The sequence below is a fragment of the Caulobacter sp. LjRoot300 genome, from assembly GCF_964253875.1.
Lineage (GTDB): Bacteria > Pseudomonadota > Alphaproteobacteria > Caulobacterales > Caulobacteraceae > Caulobacter.
Map to the genome: position 1 here is coordinate 183,549 of NZ_CAXUSA020000003.1, position 16,069 is coordinate 199,617.

Annotated in this window: 10 protein-coding genes; 9 read left to right on the plus strand and 1 reads right to left on the minus strand. The window is 68.0% G+C overall.

Going from position 1 to position 16,069, the window contains the following annotated elements; translation table 11 throughout:
- Nucleotides 1-4 precede the first annotated feature (4 nt).
- The 8 genes from ACSQ2G_RS11115 to ACSQ2G_RS11150 all read left to right on the plus strand — a co-directional run bounded on the left by ACSQ2G_RS11115 (nucleotide 5) and on the right by ACSQ2G_RS11150 (nucleotide 12,503).
- Nucleotides 5-1,681, plus strand: a complete 1,677-nt coding sequence (locus ACSQ2G_RS11115; RefSeq protein ID WP_436030826.1) for a DUF5597 domain-containing protein — start codon at nucleotides 5-7, stop codon at nucleotides 1,679-1,681.
- 116 nt (nucleotides 1,682-1,797) lie between these two features.
- Nucleotides 1,798-2,820 (plus strand): alpha/beta hydrolase, encoded by a 1,023-nt coding sequence (locus tag ACSQ2G_RS11120; RefSeq protein WP_436030828.1) that lies wholly within the window; start codon nucleotides 1,798-1,800, stop codon nucleotides 2,818-2,820.
- An 80-nt stretch (nucleotides 2,821-2,900) separates the two neighbouring features.
- On the plus strand, nucleotides 2,901-4,475 hold the full coding sequence (locus ACSQ2G_RS11125) for an alpha-L-fucosidase (protein WP_436030830.1): 1,575 nt from the start codon (nucleotides 2,901-2,903) through the stop codon (nucleotides 4,473-4,475).
- 53 nt (nucleotides 4,476-4,528) lie between these two features.
- Nucleotides 4,529-6,607, plus strand: coding sequence for a beta-galactosidase (locus ACSQ2G_RS11130; protein WP_436030832.1), 2,079 nt, complete (start codon nucleotides 4,529-4,531; stop codon nucleotides 6,605-6,607).
- A gap of 45 nt (nucleotides 6,608-6,652) precedes the next feature.
- Nucleotides 6,653-8,533, plus strand: a complete 1,881-nt coding sequence (locus ACSQ2G_RS11135; protein ID WP_436030834.1) for a glycoside hydrolase family 97 protein — start codon at nucleotides 6,653-6,655, stop codon at nucleotides 8,531-8,533.
- 113 nt (nucleotides 8,534-8,646) lie between these two features.
- Nucleotides 8,647-9,840: an acyltransferase family protein gene (locus ACSQ2G_RS11140; protein WP_436030836.1), complete on the plus strand. Its 1,194-nt coding sequence runs from the start codon at nucleotides 8,647-8,649 to the stop codon at nucleotides 9,838-9,840.
- Between the two features lie 51 nt (nucleotides 9,841-9,891).
- Nucleotides 9,892-10,974: a non-reducing end alpha-L-arabinofuranosidase family hydrolase gene (locus ACSQ2G_RS11145; RefSeq protein WP_436030838.1), complete on the plus strand. Its 1,083-nt coding sequence runs from the start codon at nucleotides 9,892-9,894 to the stop codon at nucleotides 10,972-10,974.
- A gap of 275 nt (nucleotides 10,975-11,249) precedes the next feature.
- Nucleotides 11,250-12,503, plus strand: a complete 1,254-nt coding sequence (locus ACSQ2G_RS11150) for an MFS transporter (RefSeq protein WP_436030839.1) — start codon at nucleotides 11,250-11,252, stop codon at nucleotides 12,501-12,503.
- Between the two features lie 13 nt (nucleotides 12,504-12,516).
- On the opposite strand, the gene ACSQ2G_RS11155 is transcribed toward ACSQ2G_RS11150, so the two are convergent.
- Nucleotides 12,517-13,908 carry an amidase gene (locus ACSQ2G_RS11155; RefSeq protein ID WP_436030841.1) on the minus strand — a complete coding sequence of 464 codons (1,392 nt, stop codon included), beginning with the start codon at nucleotides 13,906-13,908 and terminating at the stop codon, nucleotides 12,517-12,519.
- A 134-nt stretch (nucleotides 13,909-14,042) separates the two neighbouring features.
- Between ACSQ2G_RS11155 and ACSQ2G_RS11160 the strand changes: the two genes are divergently transcribed.
- Entirely contained in the window at nucleotides 14,043-15,032 is a 990-nt protein-coding gene (locus ACSQ2G_RS11160; RefSeq protein WP_436031950.1) for a P1 family peptidase, read from the plus strand.
- Nucleotides 15,033-16,069: the final 1,037 nt, after the last annotated feature.

Below are 16,069 nucleotides of genomic sequence, written 5' to 3' on the forward strand. Positions count from 1 at the left end.
GAGCATGTGGACTTCGATTCAAGGCGGCCGGTCGCCGCGCATCGCCAGCAGCCTGGCGGCCCTCGCTCTGGCTTTCGCCGGCGGTTCGGCGATGGCGGCCGACGCGCCGCTGGCCAACCCCGTTCCGCGCATCGTGACCCGCGACGGCCGCCACGCCCTGTTCGTCGACGGCGCGCCGTTCCTGATGCTGGGCGCCCAGGTCAACAACAGCAGCAACTATCCGGACGTGCTGCCGGAGGTCTGGCCGACGATCAAGCGCATCCACGCCAACACCGTCGAGGTTCCGGTCGCCTGGGAGCAGATCGAGCCGACCGAGGGTCAGTTCGACTTCTCGTTCGTCGACACGCTGGTGGAGCAGGCCCGCGCCAACAAGGTGCGGCTGGTGCTGCTATGGTTCGGCACCTGGAAGAACACTGGACCCAGCTACACGCCGGAATGGGTCAAGCTCGACGCCAAGCGCTTCCCGCGGATGATGACTGCCAGCGGCCAGCCGCACTATGTGCTTTCGCCGCATAGCCGCACCACCCTGGAGGCCGACAAGCGCGCCTTCGTCAAGCTGATGGAGCATATCCGGCAGATCGACCCGCAGAACACGATCATCATGATCCAGCCGGAGAACGAGGTCGGTTCCTACGGTAGCGTCCGGGACTTCTCGCCCGCGGCCCAGAAGCTGTTCGACGGGCCGGTTCCCGCCGCCCTGCTCAAGCGCCTGGGCAAGTCGCCGGGGAGCTGGAAGGCCGTGTTCGGGACCGACGCCGACGAATATTTCAACGCCTGGTCGTTCGCCGCTTATGTCGAGGAAATCGCCAAGGCCGGCAAGGCGGTCAAGCCGCTGCCGATGTACATGAACGCGGCCCTGGCCTCGGCCTTCGGCCGGCAGCCGGCCCCGACCTATGCCAGCGGTGGCCCGGTGCACCACGTGATCGACGTCTACAAGGCCGCCGCGCCGTCGATCGACCTGGTCGCGCCGGACATCTATGTCCGCGACCATGCGGCGTACCTGGCCTATCTGGACTACTACTCCAGGCCCGACAACACGCTCTTCGTGCCCGAAACCGGCAACGACACCGAGTTCGCCCGCTATTTCTTCGCGACCATCGGCAAGGGGGCGATCGGGTTCTCGCCGTTCGGCATGGACGACACCGGCTATTACAACTACCCGCTCGGGGCCAAGGACTTCGACGAGTCCAAGGCCAAGCTGTTCGCCCGCAACTACACCCTGTTCGAGCCCATGGCGCGCGAGTGGGCGGCCCTGGCGTTCGCGGGCAAGACCTGGGGCGTCTCCGAGCCGACCGACCCCAAGGCCAACCACACCCAGGTGATGGACCTCGGCCCCTACCGCGCCGTCGCCACCTTCGGCCAATGGCAGTTCGGTACGGACAAGCCGACCGGCAATCCAGAGCCCGTGGGCGGCGCTGTGATCGCCGAGCTGGGACCGGGCGACTACCTGCTGACCGGCTTCAACACCCGCGTGAAGTTCGAGGCGTCCAAGCCCGAAAGCGGCCAGATGCTCCGCGTCGAGGAGGGGCGGTTCGAGAACGGAAAATGGATCTTCCGGCGGGTCTGGAACGGCGACCAGACCGACAACGGCCTCAACCTGGTCGATCGCCAGCAGGTCCTGCGGATCAAGTTCGGGGCGGCCCAGGGCGCGGCGATCATACCGGTCGGCAATCCGAACTGACCGTCGGCCAAGCCCCGGAACAGGGGCGCGAGAAAGCACAAGCGGTGGAGCGATTTTCGCTTCCACCCATGAAGGAGGCGGGGAGGCAGATGAAGGCAGTTTGGGCTTCCATGGCGATGGCTGTTCTGTTGGCGGCGTCGGGCGCGGACCTGCAGGCGGCCGCGGCGCCGGTGGCGGCGAGCGCCAAGGCCGTGACCGTCGAGCGCATCAAGGTCCACGGCGCGGCCCTGGAGGGCAATCTCGAAGGCGAGTCGGCAGACCGGGACGTCGTGGTCTATCTCCCGCCCGGCTATGCCGCCGACACGGCGCGCCGCTATCCGGTGGTCTATGCGCTGCACGGCTACGGCCTGACCGCCGACGGGTTCGCGGGATTGCTCCAGACCCCGCAGACCGCCGAGGGCGCCTTCGCCGCGGGCGCGCCCGGCATGATCGTCGTCGTGCCCGACACCCAGACCCTGCACAACGGCTCGATGTATTCGAGCTCGGTGACGATCGGCGACTGGGAAGGCTTCATCACTCGCGACTTGGTCGGCTATGTCGACGCGCACTACCGCACGCTGCCCGACCGCCTGAGCCGCGGCCTGGCCGGTCACTCGATGGGCGGCTACGGCGTCGCGCGCCTCGGCATGAAACACCCCGAGACCTACGGCGCGCTGTACATCATGAGCCCGTGCTGCCTGTCGGCCCGCGATGCGCCACCCCCGGAGACCGGCGCCGCTGTCGAAGCCGTCAAGACCCGGGAGGAGGCGACCAGGCTCGGCTTCCTGCCGCGCGCGACCTTCGCCGTCGCCGCCGCCTGGTCGCCCAACCCCAAGAAGCCGCCGTTCTATGTCGACCTGCCGACGTCGAACGGCGTCGTCGATCGGTCGGTGCTGGCGCGATGGGCCGCCAACGCGCCGCTGAGCATGCTCGACCAGTACATCTTCAATCTACGCCGGTACCAGGCGATCGCCATCGACGTGGGCGATCGCGACGGCCTGAAGGTCGATGCGGCCGAATTGCACGAGCGCCTGGACGCCTCAGGCGTGGCGAACACCTTCGAGATCTACAGCGGCGATCACGGCAGCGCCGTCGCCAGTCGTTTCCAGAATAACGTCCTGCCGTTCTTTGGACGCGTCCTGCATTCCTCCGGAAAATAGCGGACGTCTTGGTTGTCGAATTCGCGATCTACAGGTCGCGGCCTAACAGAAATAGTCAGAGAAATTTTGGGGAGTTGGACATGGTGACCTTGAACAAGCGGCATTTCCTGGGTGTCCCCGCCCTGGCGGCCCTGGGTCTGGCGGGAGCCGCCCAGGCGCGGCAGGAGCCCTCCGCGGACGCCTGCGCCAAGCTGCCGACGCCGGACTATCGTTTGCCGATCGCCAAGGGCCCGTTCCGCCAGGAGCCCGAGTCTCTGAAGACCTACCAGGCGCCCGACTGGTTCCGGGACGCCAAGTTCGGGATCTGGGCCCACTGGGGACCGCAGGCCGTGCCGCGCCAGGGCGACTGGTACGCCCGCTATATGTACGTTCCGGGCCACCCGCACTACGACCACCACCTGAAGACCTACGGCCAGCCTTCCAAAGTCGGCTACAAGGACATTATCCCCCTGTGGACGGCGGAGAAGTTCGATCCCGAGGGCTTGATGGACAAGTACGCCGCCGCCGGCGCCAAGTACTTCGTCAGCATGGGGGTGCACCACGACAATTTCGACCTGTGGAACTCCAAGCACCACCGGTGGAACGCCGTAGCCATGGGGCCCAAGCGCGACATCGTCGGCGCGTGGGAGGCGGCCGCGCGCAAGCGCAAGCTGCGCTTTGGCGTGTCGGAGCATCTGGGGGCCAGTCACAACTGGTATCATCCCAGCCATCTCTACAACCAGACCTGGCCCGAAAACGGCGTGGCCTATGACGGCGCGGACCCAAGATACGCCGACCTCTACCACCCGCCGCACAACGAGCCTTACCGCGGCTCCGCCGACAGCTGGTACACGCGCGATCCGAGGTTCCATCAGATCTGGTTCGACCGCATCCGCGACCTGCTCGACACCTACGAGCCGGACCTCCTCTACTCGGACGGCGGACTGCCGTTCGGCGAGGTCGGGCGAAGCCTGGTCGCCCACATGTACAACAGCAGCATCGCCCGCAGCGGCAAGCTCGAGGCCGTGTACAATTGCAAGGACCTGGGCTCGGGCGAGTTCCACAAGGAATGGGCGGTCCAGGATGTCGAGCGCGGGGTGCTGAACGGTATCAACCCGCTGCCGTGGCAGACCGACACCTCCAACGGCGACTGGTTCTACAGCGACGGCTTCAAGTACAAGACCACCTCGGAAGTCATCGCCATGCTGGCCGACATCGTCAGCAAGAACGGCAACCTGCTGCTGAACGTCGTGCTGTATCCGGACGGCAGCCTGCCGCCGGAGTCGCAGCTGCTCTTGGAAGAGCTGGCGCCGTGGATGGCGGTGAACGCCGAGGCTATCCACGGAACCCGGCCGTGGAAGCTGTACGGCGAAGGACCGACCGAAGCCGCGGCTGGGGCGTTCCAGGAAAGCGCGGCCTATACCGCCCGGGACATCCGCTTCACGACCAAGGGCGGCGCCCTTTATGCGATCGCGCTCGGAGAGCCCTCGGGCGTGACCGAGATCGCCGCGCTCGCCGTCGGCAATCCGCATGAACACCGACGCGTCGCGCGGGTCGAGATGCTGGGCCTTCGCGGACCGCTCAAGTTCCGCCAGGGCGCCGGCGCGCTGTCGATCGACGTCCCGGCCCATTTGCCGACGCGCCATGCCAGCGTGTTCAAGATCAGCTTCGCCTGAGGCGCCGACGGCGTGCAACGGCAATTCCACAACCAGATTGGGACTTGAGTTTCATGGGACATCGTTCCGCCCGCTTGGTCGGCCTCACCTTGGCGCTGATGCTGGCGACCGGCCTCCCGCCGGTCGTCCAACCATCGCCCGCCCAGGCGCAAAGCGCGGCGGGACATCCCGACTGGCCGGGAAAGGGCCAGCTGTTCGTCGGCGCCTGCTATCAGCCGATCGACCGGTCGCCCGAGCAGGTCCGCCAGGACATCGCGATCATGAAGGCCGCCGGGTTCAACCTGGTCCGCATGGGCGACCTGTCCTGGGACTCCTTCGAGCCGGAGGAAGGCCGCTTCACCTTCGAATGGTTCGACGAGGTGATCGCCCAGATGCACGCGGCGGGGATCAAGGTGATCGTCGACATTCCGGGCCAGCCGGCCCCGATCTGGCTGCACAAGCGCTATCCCGGCGTCGACCTCGTCAACCAGGACGGCGCCAGGCTGAACGCGGCGACGCGTTACTGGGACAACATCAGCGACCCGGACTATCGCCGCCTGGCCAGGCGGCTCGGGCAGAAGATGATGGAGCGCTACGCCCACAACCCGGCGGTGATCGCGGTCGGCTACGACAATGAGATCGGCAACGGCCAAGTCTCTTATTCGACCGCGGACCGCGAGCGCTTCGTCACCTGGCTGCAGAAGAAATACGGAACGATCGAGGCGCTCAACAAGGCCTGGGCGACGCAGCGCTGGTCGCGGCGGGTCAACAGCTGGGACGAGGTCGACCTGCCCTATATCCGCGGCCCCGGGCCCAACGAGCGCTATCTGGACCTGCGCCGGTACTGGTCCGACGACGCGATCGGCGCGCTCAAGGACCTGGAGGGGGTCCGCAAGCAGTACGCGCCCAACCTTCCGGTCGCCTCGAACTTCTGGCCCACCGCCTCGACTAAGGGGTTCGACTATCTGCGGTCATGGGACCAGGTCTCGACCTATGGCGCCCAGGGTTTCTATCCCGGCGACGCCTTGGGCGCGGGCTTCGAGGTCATGATGAACAGGGCCGCGCACGAAACGCCGGTCTGGTTCAACGAATTCACGGCCGGCGGCGGCGGCTTCTATGGCGACCCCGGACGGTCGCGGATGTGGGCCTATTTCGGGCTGCTCTACTACGGACAGACCTTCCTGGCCTGGACGTTCAACTCCCATATCGGCGGCGAGGAACAGGCGCTGTTCGGCCTGGTCGATCACGACGGCCGTCCCTCCTGGAAGGTCGACGAGTTCGGCCGGATCGCCAGCGAGTTCCAGACCCTCAAGACCCTGGGCTTCCCGCGCGACCGCCAGCCCCAGGTCGCGGTCAACTACTCGTTCGATACGATGTGGCTGACCAGTCCGCCCCCGGGTCCGAACACGATGCAGGAGTACTTCAAAGGCAACTACACCGAGCAGGTGAAGGCGGCCTATCAGCCGTTGTTCGAGGACAATATCGACGCGGCGGTGATCGATTTCGGGCACGACCGGCTCGACAAGTACAAGCTGATCGTCCTGTCGAGCGCCTATGTGATGGACGCCCAGACCGCCGCGGCGGTGCGCAAATACGTCGCCGACGGCGGCACGGTCGTCATGACCGGCTATTCAGCGAAGGTCGACGAAACCGGCAAATGGTTCGAGACGCCGTTGCCGGGGCGCCTGGCCGACGTGTTCGGCTTGCGCACCAACGCCTTCTATCGGCACTGGGAACCGCTGAAGGTTCAGTTCAACGGCGAAACCCTGACCGGGGGCGATACCTACTACGAAGTGCTCGAGCTCGGCGCCGCCAAGCCCCTGGCGACCTTCGAGAACACGCCGGAAAAGAGCGCGGCCGTTGCGATCAACCACTTCGGCAAGGGGCAGGCGATCTATCTGGCCACCGCAGCCCAGCCCGGCCTGATCGGCCCCTTGCTGCGGTCGCTCTATCCCGAGCTCGGGATCGAGCGCGGTCCCGAGACGCCGAAGGGCGTCGTGGCGCGCGTGGTCGAAGGGCGGACGATGTATGTAAACACCAACAACGCCCCCGCGACCGTGACCTTCTCAGGCTCCAAATCGGGTGTGCTCACGCACCAGACCTATGCCGGAAAGATCAACCTCAAGCCCTACGGCGTCGAGTTGTTGCAATAGCAGCGCCGTCGCATCTTTCGAATTCGCGCTCCAAGGGAGTCCCTAGTGTTCAATATCGTGATGGCGCTCGCCGCGTCGCAAGTCATCGTGGCCTCGCCGGACAAGGCGGCCGAGATCAGGATCGCCGCCGATGGAGCGAGTTACTCGGTCTATCGCAAGGGCGAGGCGATCGTGTCGGCGTCGCCGCTGGGCCTGGAGCTTTCGAACGCGGCCGACTTCTCGGACCTGGAGGTCGTCGACGTCAAAAAGCAGAGCCAGCGGCGTGACATTCCGCTGACGGCGACAAAGTCCAAGACGGCGCGGGACTGGTACAACGGCGCCGTCGTCACCTTCCGCGAAAAGACCGGCGCCCACCGCACGCTGTCGGTGGAAGCGCGCGCCAGCAGCGACGGGGTCGCGTTTCGCTACCTGTTGCCCAAGAGCGCGCCGGTCGTGCTCAAGGGGGAAAAGACGGCATACCGCCTTTCGAACGACCCGGCCTGCGAAGTCAGCGAATATGGGGGGTCCCATGAGAACACATGGGCCCTGAAGAAGATCTCCGAACTGGACCGGGCCAAGCTCTATGACGTTCCGGCGGTCTGTTCCTCCGCCTCCGGCCGCACCCATTATGCGATCGCCCAGTCGGGAATCGACGCCTATGCGAGCTCGAGCCTGGTCCCGGTCGACGGCGGGCTGAAGGTCAGGGTGACGCCGCTCCCCAACCGCAAGGAGGTCGCCATCGACTCCGCCGCCGGCCTGACCAGCGCCTGGCGGGTGATCATGATGGGGGACCGCGCCGGCGACCTGATCGAGTCGCCCCTGATCGGAAACCTGGCAACGCAGGCGAGCGGCGACTTTTCATGGGTGAAGCCCGGAAAAGCGGCCTGGGACTGGTGGTCGGGACCGACGGCGGGCGAGAAGCCGACCACGGAGCGGTTCCGCCGCTTCATCGATTTCGCGGCCGAGTCCGGCTTTCCCTATTTTCTGATCGACGCGGGATGGCCCCTCAACGCCACGCCGTGCTGCGACGCGGACCCGAAGACCGACATTACCCAGAGCAACCCGGCGATCGATATACCGGCCCTGGTGAAATATGCGGACTCAAAGGGCGTGGGCCTCATTCTGTGGGCGCACTGGAAGCATGTCGAACCCAGGATGGCGGAGGTCCTCGACACCTACCAGCGCTGGGGGATCAAGGGCGTCAAGGTCGACTTCATGGAACGGGACGACCAGGAGATGGTCCAGTTCTACGTCCGCCTGGCCCAGGAGACCGCCAAGCGCCATCTGCTCCTGGACATGCACGGCGCCTTTCCGCCGGCCGGCCTGGCGCGCACCTATCCCAACTACATCACCCAGGAAGGCGTGCTGGGCCTGGAATACAACAAGTTCCCCTGGGGACCGGTCACGCCCGGACACAACGTCAAGCTCGCCTATACCCGCATGCTGTTGGGCCCCATGGACTACACGCCGGGCGGCTTCCGCAACACCACGCCGCAGACCTATGTCGCTCGGGAAGTCATGCCGATGACCCGCACGACGCGCGGCCAGGCCCTGGCCCAGTACGTGGTGTTCGACAGTCCGCTGCAGATGGTCTCCGACGATCCCGCCGCCTATGCGAACGCGCCGGGCTTCAACTTTCTCAAGCTGGTTCCGACCGCCTGGGACGAGACGCGGTTCGTCGACGGAACGCCGGAAAGCCATGTCGTGGTCGCGCGACGCAAGGGCGAGACCTGGTACGTCGGGGCCATGACCAACGAACAGGCCCGGGCCGTCGCCATACCGCTGGCCTTCCTGGGAGCAGGGACGTTCAAGGCCGAGATCTGGCGGGACGGCGCTGGGCCCAATGACGTCGAGCATGTCGTCAAGTCGGTTTCCAGCCGGGACGTCCTCGATATTCCCCTGAGCGCGGGGGGCGGCGCCGCGATCGCCATCAAGCCCGCTCACTAGGGCTGCATCGCACCCCTTCGTCCGGCTCAGATAAAAGGGGGCGCGCCCCCGACATCGGCGGTCAGATCAACAACAGCATTCAGCGCCACCGGCGCGCCGCCTTCGGGAAAGCCATGACTCAGCAGACCTCGTTGCTCGCTAAACCTGCATCGGATGCGGCGACGTCGACCGACGCGGCCACACCCGCCAAGAGCCACTACGTCGTCCTGGACGGACTGCGAGGGGTCGCTTCCCTGATGGTGGTCGTCTTCCATCTGTTCGAAGCCTATGCGGGCGGCAACCCCCAGAAGCAGATCGTCAACCACGGCTATCTGGCGGTCGACTTCTTCTTCCTGCTGTCGGGCTTCGTCATCGCCTACGCCTATGACGACCGCTGGGCGGCGGGCATGGGTCAGTGGGGCTTCTACAAGCGCCGCCTGGTCCGGCTTCAGCCGATGATCGTCATGGGCTCCCTGATCGGAGCGGCCCTGCTCGCCTTCCAGCACTTCTCCATCTTCCCCAAGCTGGAGGCCGTTTCGGCCTGGCAGGTGGCGGCGGTCATGCTGCTGGGCTTCGTGATGATCCCGCTGACGCCGTCGGCGGAAATCCGCGGATGGGGCGAGATCTATCCGCTCAATGGGCCAGCCTGGTCGCTGTTCTACGAGTACGTCGCCAACATCCTCTACGCGGCGGGCCTACGGAAACTGTCGAACCGGGCGCTGGGCGTGCTGGCGGGACTGGCGGCCCTGGCGCTCGTCCACATGCTGGTGTTCGGTCCCCGGGGCGACGTCATCGGCGGCTGGGCGCTGGACGCCGGCGGAATCCGTATCGGCCTAACCCGGGTGCTGTTCCCGTTCTTCGCGGGCGTGCTGCTGATGCGCTTGGGCAAGCGGATCAAGGTCGGCGGCGCCTTCGCCGTCTGCAGCCTGCTGCTGGTCGTGGCGCTGGCGCTGCCGCGGTTCGGCGGGACGGAGCGGCTGTGGGTCAACGGCCTCTACGAAGCGTTTTGCGTGATCGTGCTGTTTCCGCTGATCGTCGTCATCGGCGCCGGCGAGAAGGACGCGGACGGCCCGTCGGTGCGGATCGCCCGCTTCTTCGGCGACCTGTCCTATCCGCTCTACATCACCCATTACCCGCTGATCTACATCTACACCGGCTGGGTCGTGGACAGGAAGGTTCCGGCGGGGCAGGGCGCGCTGGTCGGGGCGGGCGTGTTCGTGGCCGCGGTCACGATCGCCTATGCCTGCCTCAAATTCTACGACGAGCCTGTGCGGCGCTGGCTGGGCGGCAAGCTACTGGCCGGGCCTCGCTCGCGGATACCGAGCTGACCTGCCGCGCCCCATTCAAACTCACTTTCAATTTCAAACAGGACCGACACCATGACAATCACCAAACACCGGCTCTGGGCGTGCGTCGCGGCCGCCTTTCTCGGCGCTGTCTCAGCGGCCGGCGCGACACAGGCTCAGGACGGCGCGGGTACGAAGGGGCTGTTCAAATGGCGCTCGTCCGCGCCCTTGGTCACCCCTTCGAACGCGGGCGCTCAGGCCTATTCCGGCCTCAAGGACTCTTCGGTCGTCTATTTCAACGGCGCCTATCACGTCTTCATGACCACCGCCGCGCCAGACGGGTGGAACATGGCGTACGCCCGCTTCAAGGACTGGTCCGAGGCGCCGAAAGCCACCGTGGTCAGCCTGAAGCAATCCGGCGTCGGCCCTGGCTATCGCGCGGCCCCGCAGGTCTTCTACTTCGCGCCGCAAAAGCTCTGGTACCTGGTCTATCAGGGCGGGCCGCCCCTCTATTCGACGACGACGAACATCGAAGATCCCATGTCCTGGAGCGCGCCGAAGCCGTTCTTCGCGGAAGCGCCGGCGGCCGTCAAAAACGCCGCGGGCGAGGCGTCGTGGCTCGACTTTTGGGTCATCTGCGACGACGTCAACTGCCATCTCTTCAACACGGATGACAACGGCCACCTGTTCCGGTCGCAGACGCCCATCGGCCGCTTTCCCGAGGGCTTCGCGGACACCAAGCTCGTCCTGACCGGCGCTCGCGACGACATCTTCGAAGCCAGCATGCACTACAAGATCGCGGGTACGAACACCTACCTCACAGCCGTCGAGGCCATCGGCCCGCACGGCCGCTACTTCCGCTCGTGGACCAGCGACAGGCTCGACGGCGAGTGGCGGCCGCTCGCCGTCAGCGCTTCGAATTCGTTCGCCGGCTCGGACAACGTCGCCTTTGACGGGCCCGCCTGGTCGGAAGGCGTTTCCCATGGCGAACTGGTGCGCGACGGCCATGACCAGACGCTGACCCTCGATCCCTGCAAGCCCTTGCGGTTCCTTTACCAGGGTCTGGCGTCCTACGCGCCCGGTATGGACTATATCCGGCTGCCCTATCGTCTCGCTCTCCTGACGGCGACGGCGCCCAATCCGGTCAGCAGGATGTGCCCGCGATCCGTCAAGTAAGGCTCGCCCGCTAAAGCGAGCTTCAGTGGTCGATCACCTTGGCGCGCCGCCGGCCGCGCTTGGGCTGGTCGACCACGGCCGGCGAGGCGTCGCAAATTGGCCCGGCTGAAGTGACGCTTGAGCGGCGCTGCTGAGTCGTCGCGCGAAGGGTTGGCCACCCAGAAATGCTGGGTCCGCCGTTGGGAAATTTGCGCCGGCTCAACCCTCGCGCGCCGGTCGGCCACCCCATCTCTGCCTCCAGTCTCGCCCGGCAGGGCCGCTTACCGGAGATCGCCATGGATGGTTCAGCCCCCCAGTCCACCTGGAAGTCCGCACAGGACGGCGCGACGCCGCACGAGGGACCCGAAGCGCCGGCGGCCTGGACGGCGATCGGCGCCCTGGCCCTGGGGGTCTTCGCTCTGGTGACCTCCGAGTTCCTGCCGGCCAGCGTGCTGACGCCGTTGGCGGCGGATCTGGGCGTCAGCGTCGGCGCGGCCGGCCAGGCGGTGACCGCCACGGCGGTGGTCGGCGCCATCGCCGCGCCGCTGACGCCGGTGCTGACCGGACGCTTCGACCGGCGGCTGGTGATGTGGGGCCTGATGGCGCTGCTCTGCGCCTCGAACCTGCTGACGGTGTTCGCCGTCAACCTGCCGATGCTGCTGGTCGCACGGGTGCTGCTGGGCGCCAGCCTGGGCGGGTTCTGGTCGATGGCCGCGGCCCTGGCCATGCGGCTCGTGCCGGCCAAGGCCCTGCCGCGGGCGATGTCGATCGTCTTCACCGGCGTCTCGGTGGCGACGGTCTCGGCCGCGCCGGTCGGGGCCTATGTCAGCGCCACGCTGGGATGGCGCGCGGCCTTCGTGATCGCCGGCGCGGTCGGGGCGCTGGCCCTGCTGGCCCAGGTCGTGACCCTGCCGAGGCTGGCCCCGACCACGCCGCCGAAACTGCGCGGTCTGTGGCAGGTGGCGCGTCGTCCCGGAGTCGCGGCCGCCCTGATCGCGGTGCTGCTGGTGATCTCGGGCCACTTCGCCGGCTTCACCTATGTGCGTCCGGTGCTCGAGCAGGTCACGCACCTGGGCTTCGAGACGATTTCCCTGGTCCTGCTGGTGTTCGGCGTCGCCGGCTTCTTCGGCAATTTCGCCGGCGCTTTCCTGGCCGAGCGTGATCCACGCCTGGCGGTCCTGGCCGGCGCGGGCCTGCTCGCCGCGTCGGCCCTGGCCGTGGTGACCCTGGGCGCCTTCGCGGCCGTGGTCGCCGTCGCCCTGGCGGTCTGGGGCTTCGCCTTCGCCATGCTGCCGGTCGGCTTCCAGGCCTGGGTGACTTCGGAGGCGTCCGACCAGGCCGAGCTGGCCGGCGGGCTGCTGACTTCGACCTTCCAGGTGGCGATCGCCCTGGGCGCGGTGTCCGGCGGCGTGCTGGTCGACCATCTCGGCGCGGTCAGCGCCTCGGCCTATGCTGGCCTGGCCGCGGCGGCGGGGATCGCGGTGGTCGCCGCCCTGCGCCGCGGCGCCCGCCCGGCCCCCACGCCGGTCGCCTGCGAGGTCTGTCCCTGAACTTTCCGGAGCCTCAAGGCTCGACGACCGGCCAGGGGCGCTGGACGGGCCTCAGGCGTTCGTAGGCTCGCGACAGCCGCAGCACGCCCAAGTCGTCGAACCGCCGGCCGACGATCTGCAACCCGATCGGCAGGCCGTCGGCCGTGTAGCCGCAATTGATCGAGGCCGCGGGCTGCTCGGTCATGTTGAACGGCACGGTGAAGCCGATGTGCTCGAACGGTCGGGCTGGATCGTTGGTGGGCGAGGGCAGCTCGGCGGCGAAGGCCGGCATCGGCGCGGTTGGCGACAGCACGAAGTCGAAGGGCTGGAACGCCTTGGTCCCGGCCTCGCGCATCCGGTGGATCTGATGGAAGCCGCGATAGACCGACAGACCGTCGGCGTCCTTGGCGGCCCGGGCCCAGGCGTCGATATAGGGCAGAATGCGCGCCGCCCGGTCCGGCGGCAGGGCGCTGATGTCGCTCCACGACCGGGTGCGCCAGAAGAGGTCCAGGCCGTCGAGCATCTCGCGGGTCAGGAACGGGGCGAAGGGCTCGACGATCGCGCCTTGCGCCGCGAAGAGGCGGGAGGCGGCGGTCACCGCCTCGACGACCTGCGGCTCGGCCCGCGCCCCGGCGCCGGCGTCCAGCATCAGGCCGATGCGCAGGCCCTTCAGGTCGATGTCCAGGTCCGTCCAGGCGATGTCTGCGAGCGGCAGGCTCATGTGGTCGCGCCAGTCGGGGGCGCTGAGCACGCTCATCATCAGGGCGGAGTCGGCGACGGTGCGGGTCATCGGGCCCGCCACCCGGCCGATATAGGGCGGGTCGATGGGCACGCGGCCGTTGCTGGGCTTGAGGCCATAGACGCCGCACCAGCCGGCGGGCAGGCGGATCGAGCCGCCGATGTCGGTGCCAAGGTGCAGGGGACCATAGCCGGCGGCCGCGGCGCCGCCCGCCCCGGCGCTGGAGCCGCCGGGGGTCTTGGACAGATCCCAGGGATTGCGTGACAGCCTGTGGAAGCTCGACAGGCCCGACGACAGCATCCCGAAATCCGGCGAGGTGGTCTTGCAGAAGATCACCGCGCCAGCCTCCCGCAGCCTCGCCGCCGGCGGCGCGTCGGCGGGCTCGGGCGTCAGGTCGGTGGCCGCGCTGCCCAGGGGCTTGGCCACGCCCTTCGTGGCGATCAGCTCCTTGACCGTCGCCGGCACGCCGTCCAGCGGGCCGATCGGCGCGCCCTTGGCCCAGCGCGCCTCGGAGGCCCGCGCGTCGGCCAGGGCCGCGTCGGGGTCCAGCGCCCAGGTGGCGGCGAGCCGGGGCTCCAGCGCCTCGACCCGGGCCAGGACCGCGGTCATCACCTCGACGGGCGAGACGCGCCGATCGCGATAGAGCGCCAGCAGCTCGACGGCGGACAGGTCCGGCAGGTCGGTCATGGGAACTCCGGAAATCGGGACTCGAACCTCGCCAGCCTACAGCCGGCCGCGCCGCCGCGAAGTCGTTTTCCGCCCACTGGCCGGCCGCGTCGGCTAAAAGTCGTGGCGCGTCGAATCTTCGAAGGGTGGCTGCCTTGTATCGTCCCGGACCCCGCAACCTGATCACCGACGTCCCGGGGCTGAGCGTGGGAAACGCCACCGACGAAGCGGTGCGCAGCGGCGTGACGGTGGTGCTGTGTCCGGGCGGCTGGACGGCGGGCGTCGATGTGCGCGGCGGCGGACCGGGCGTGAGAGAGACCGAGACCCTGTCGGCCGAGAACGGCTATGCCCGGGCCCATGCGGTGACCCTGTCCGGCGGCTCGGTGTTCGGCCTGGGCGCCGCCGACGGCGTGGTCGCGGCGCTGTCGGCGAGGGGGGAAGGGTTCCTGGTCCGCCCCGGCGCGCCCAGCGTGCCGATCGTGCCCGGCGCGGTGCTCTACGACCTGGCCAATGGGGGCGACAAGGCCTGGGGCCTGGACCCGCCCTATCGTCGGCTGGGCGCGCAGGCCGTGGACGCGGCCGGCGAGGCGTTCGAGCTCGGCGCCCACGGCGCCGGACGCGGAGCGCGGGCGGGACTGGTCCAGGGCGGGCTGGGCTCGGCCTCGCTGGACCTGGGCGAAGGCCTGGTGGTCGGGGCGCTGGCGGCGGTCAATCCGGTCGGCTCGGTGTTCATGCCGGACGGGCGGACGTTCTGGGCCTGGCCGTTCGAGATCGACGGCGAGTTCGGCGGTCGCACGCCGAGCGGTCCGGCGGGCGCGGTCGAGCCGATGCCCGACGACTCGCGGCTGGCGGGGCAGGGGCGCCTGGCGCCCGGCGCCAACACGACCCTGGCCGTGGTGGCGGTCAACGCCGCCCTGACGGCCGGAGAGTGCAAGCGCGTGGCGATGATGGCCCAGGACGGCCTGTCGCGCGCCGTCCGGCCGGCCCATACGCCGTTCGACGGCGACGTGGTGTTCGCCCTGGCCTCGGGCGAGATCGACCTGGGTCAGGACGAGCGCCTGCGCCGCATCGCCCGCATCGGCGCGGCGCTCGCCGACTGCCTGGCCCGGGCAATCGCGCGGGGAGTCTATCTGGCCAGGGGCTAAGGCGGATCAACGCGGACGGGGACAGGCGCATGCGCCTGTCCCCAGCCACGGCTCTTCGACCTCGGGCTTTCGCTGGCGAGTGGGTGGGGAGGCGCGGAGCGGTCCGGGCCGAGCCCGGATGACCGTGGGTGTATGTGTTTGCGTTTCGGCTAGACCTGACCGCTCCGCGAAACCGTTTGTCTCGAGGGACGCAGACTGAGGGCTTGTTTCATCCCGGTCGGCGTTCCCCCTCGGACGGGCAGGATCAGGTCGCCCGGAAGGGGCCGTCGGCGACTCCGACAGATCCTGGAACAGGCCGGTTTGAACTCCCGGCCCCGTCGACCCGCCTGTCCCGCTATCGTCCCCGACCAGCCTTGGAGCCTTCTGAGCCCCGCCGCCCGCCGCGGTCCGATCGCCAGGCCCAGGCGGCCCCGCTCGGTTCCACCCCCATCGCCTGCTTGGGCCGGTACCAAGAGCCCTCCCCCGCGATAGGGACAGCCCTGATTGTGCGGGAGGTTCGAGGACTGGCGCGTTCGTGACGCTGATTATTTTTCAGGGCGTTGAAAGGGTTGAGGTTTGTAGCGCCGCCAGCGGGGATTGAGCGCCGTCCATCCCCCTGAACCCCTCTCTCTCCCTCTGGGAGAGGGTTCAGGATGGCGGCCTTGACGTCACCGCCAGCGGCGGGGCCGCACCTTGAAGCCTTGGCTGCCAGAGCTCCGATCCACCAAGGCTTTAAGGCGCGGTTCATCCGACGGGGCGGATGTCGATCCGACAAGCGGGCGTTTCGAATGCCTCACATGGGTGGATGTCGGACCTCCCTCTCCCATGGGGAGAGGGTCGGGGGTGAGGGGGTACTGAGCAAGACGGAGCGCCGGCACGCCGGTCGACGCTGTAACCCCTCACCCTCCCACCGCTTCGCGGCGGGCTCCTCCCTAGCCCTAAAGGAGAGGGATCTGAAGTCTGACCTGGGGTCGAAATTCGTCAGGAACGCCGTGCCGGAACCCGGACGTTAAGATCCTGCCTGCGGCAATCGTCGATTCCGGTGAATCGTCCCTCGT

What these genes read in the sequence shown, in the direction of transcription:
- ACSQ2G_RS11115 (WP_436030826.1), top strand. Translation starts at nt 5, where the DNA reads ATGTGGACTTCGATTCAAGGCGGCCGGTCGCCGCGCATCGCCAGCAGC.
- ACSQ2G_RS11120 (WP_436030828.1), top strand. Translation starts at nt 1,798, where the DNA reads ATGGCTGTTCTGTTGGCGGCGTCGGGCGCGGACCTGCAGGCGGCCGCG.
- ACSQ2G_RS11125 (WP_436030830.1), top strand. Translation starts at nt 2,901, where the DNA reads ATGGTGACCTTGAACAAGCGGCATTTCCTGGGTGTCCCCGCCCTGGCG.
- ACSQ2G_RS11130 (WP_436030832.1), top strand. Translation starts at nt 4,529, where the DNA reads ATGGGACATCGTTCCGCCCGCTTGGTCGGCCTCACCTTGGCGCTGATG.
- ACSQ2G_RS11140 (WP_436030836.1), top strand. Translation starts at nt 8,647, where the DNA reads ATGACTCAGCAGACCTCGTTGCTCGCTAAACCTGCATCGGATGCGGCG.
- ACSQ2G_RS11145 (WP_436030838.1), top strand. Translation starts at nt 9,892, where the DNA reads ATGACAATCACCAAACACCGGCTCTGGGCGTGCGTCGCGGCCGCCTTT.
- ACSQ2G_RS11150 (WP_436030839.1), top strand. Translation starts at nt 11,250, where the DNA reads ATGGATGGTTCAGCCCCCCAGTCCACCTGGAAGTCCGCACAGGACGGC.
- ACSQ2G_RS11155 (WP_436030841.1), bottom strand. Translation starts at nt 13,908, where the DNA reads ATGACCGACCTGCCGGACCTGTCCGCCGTCGAGCTGCTGGCGCTCTAT.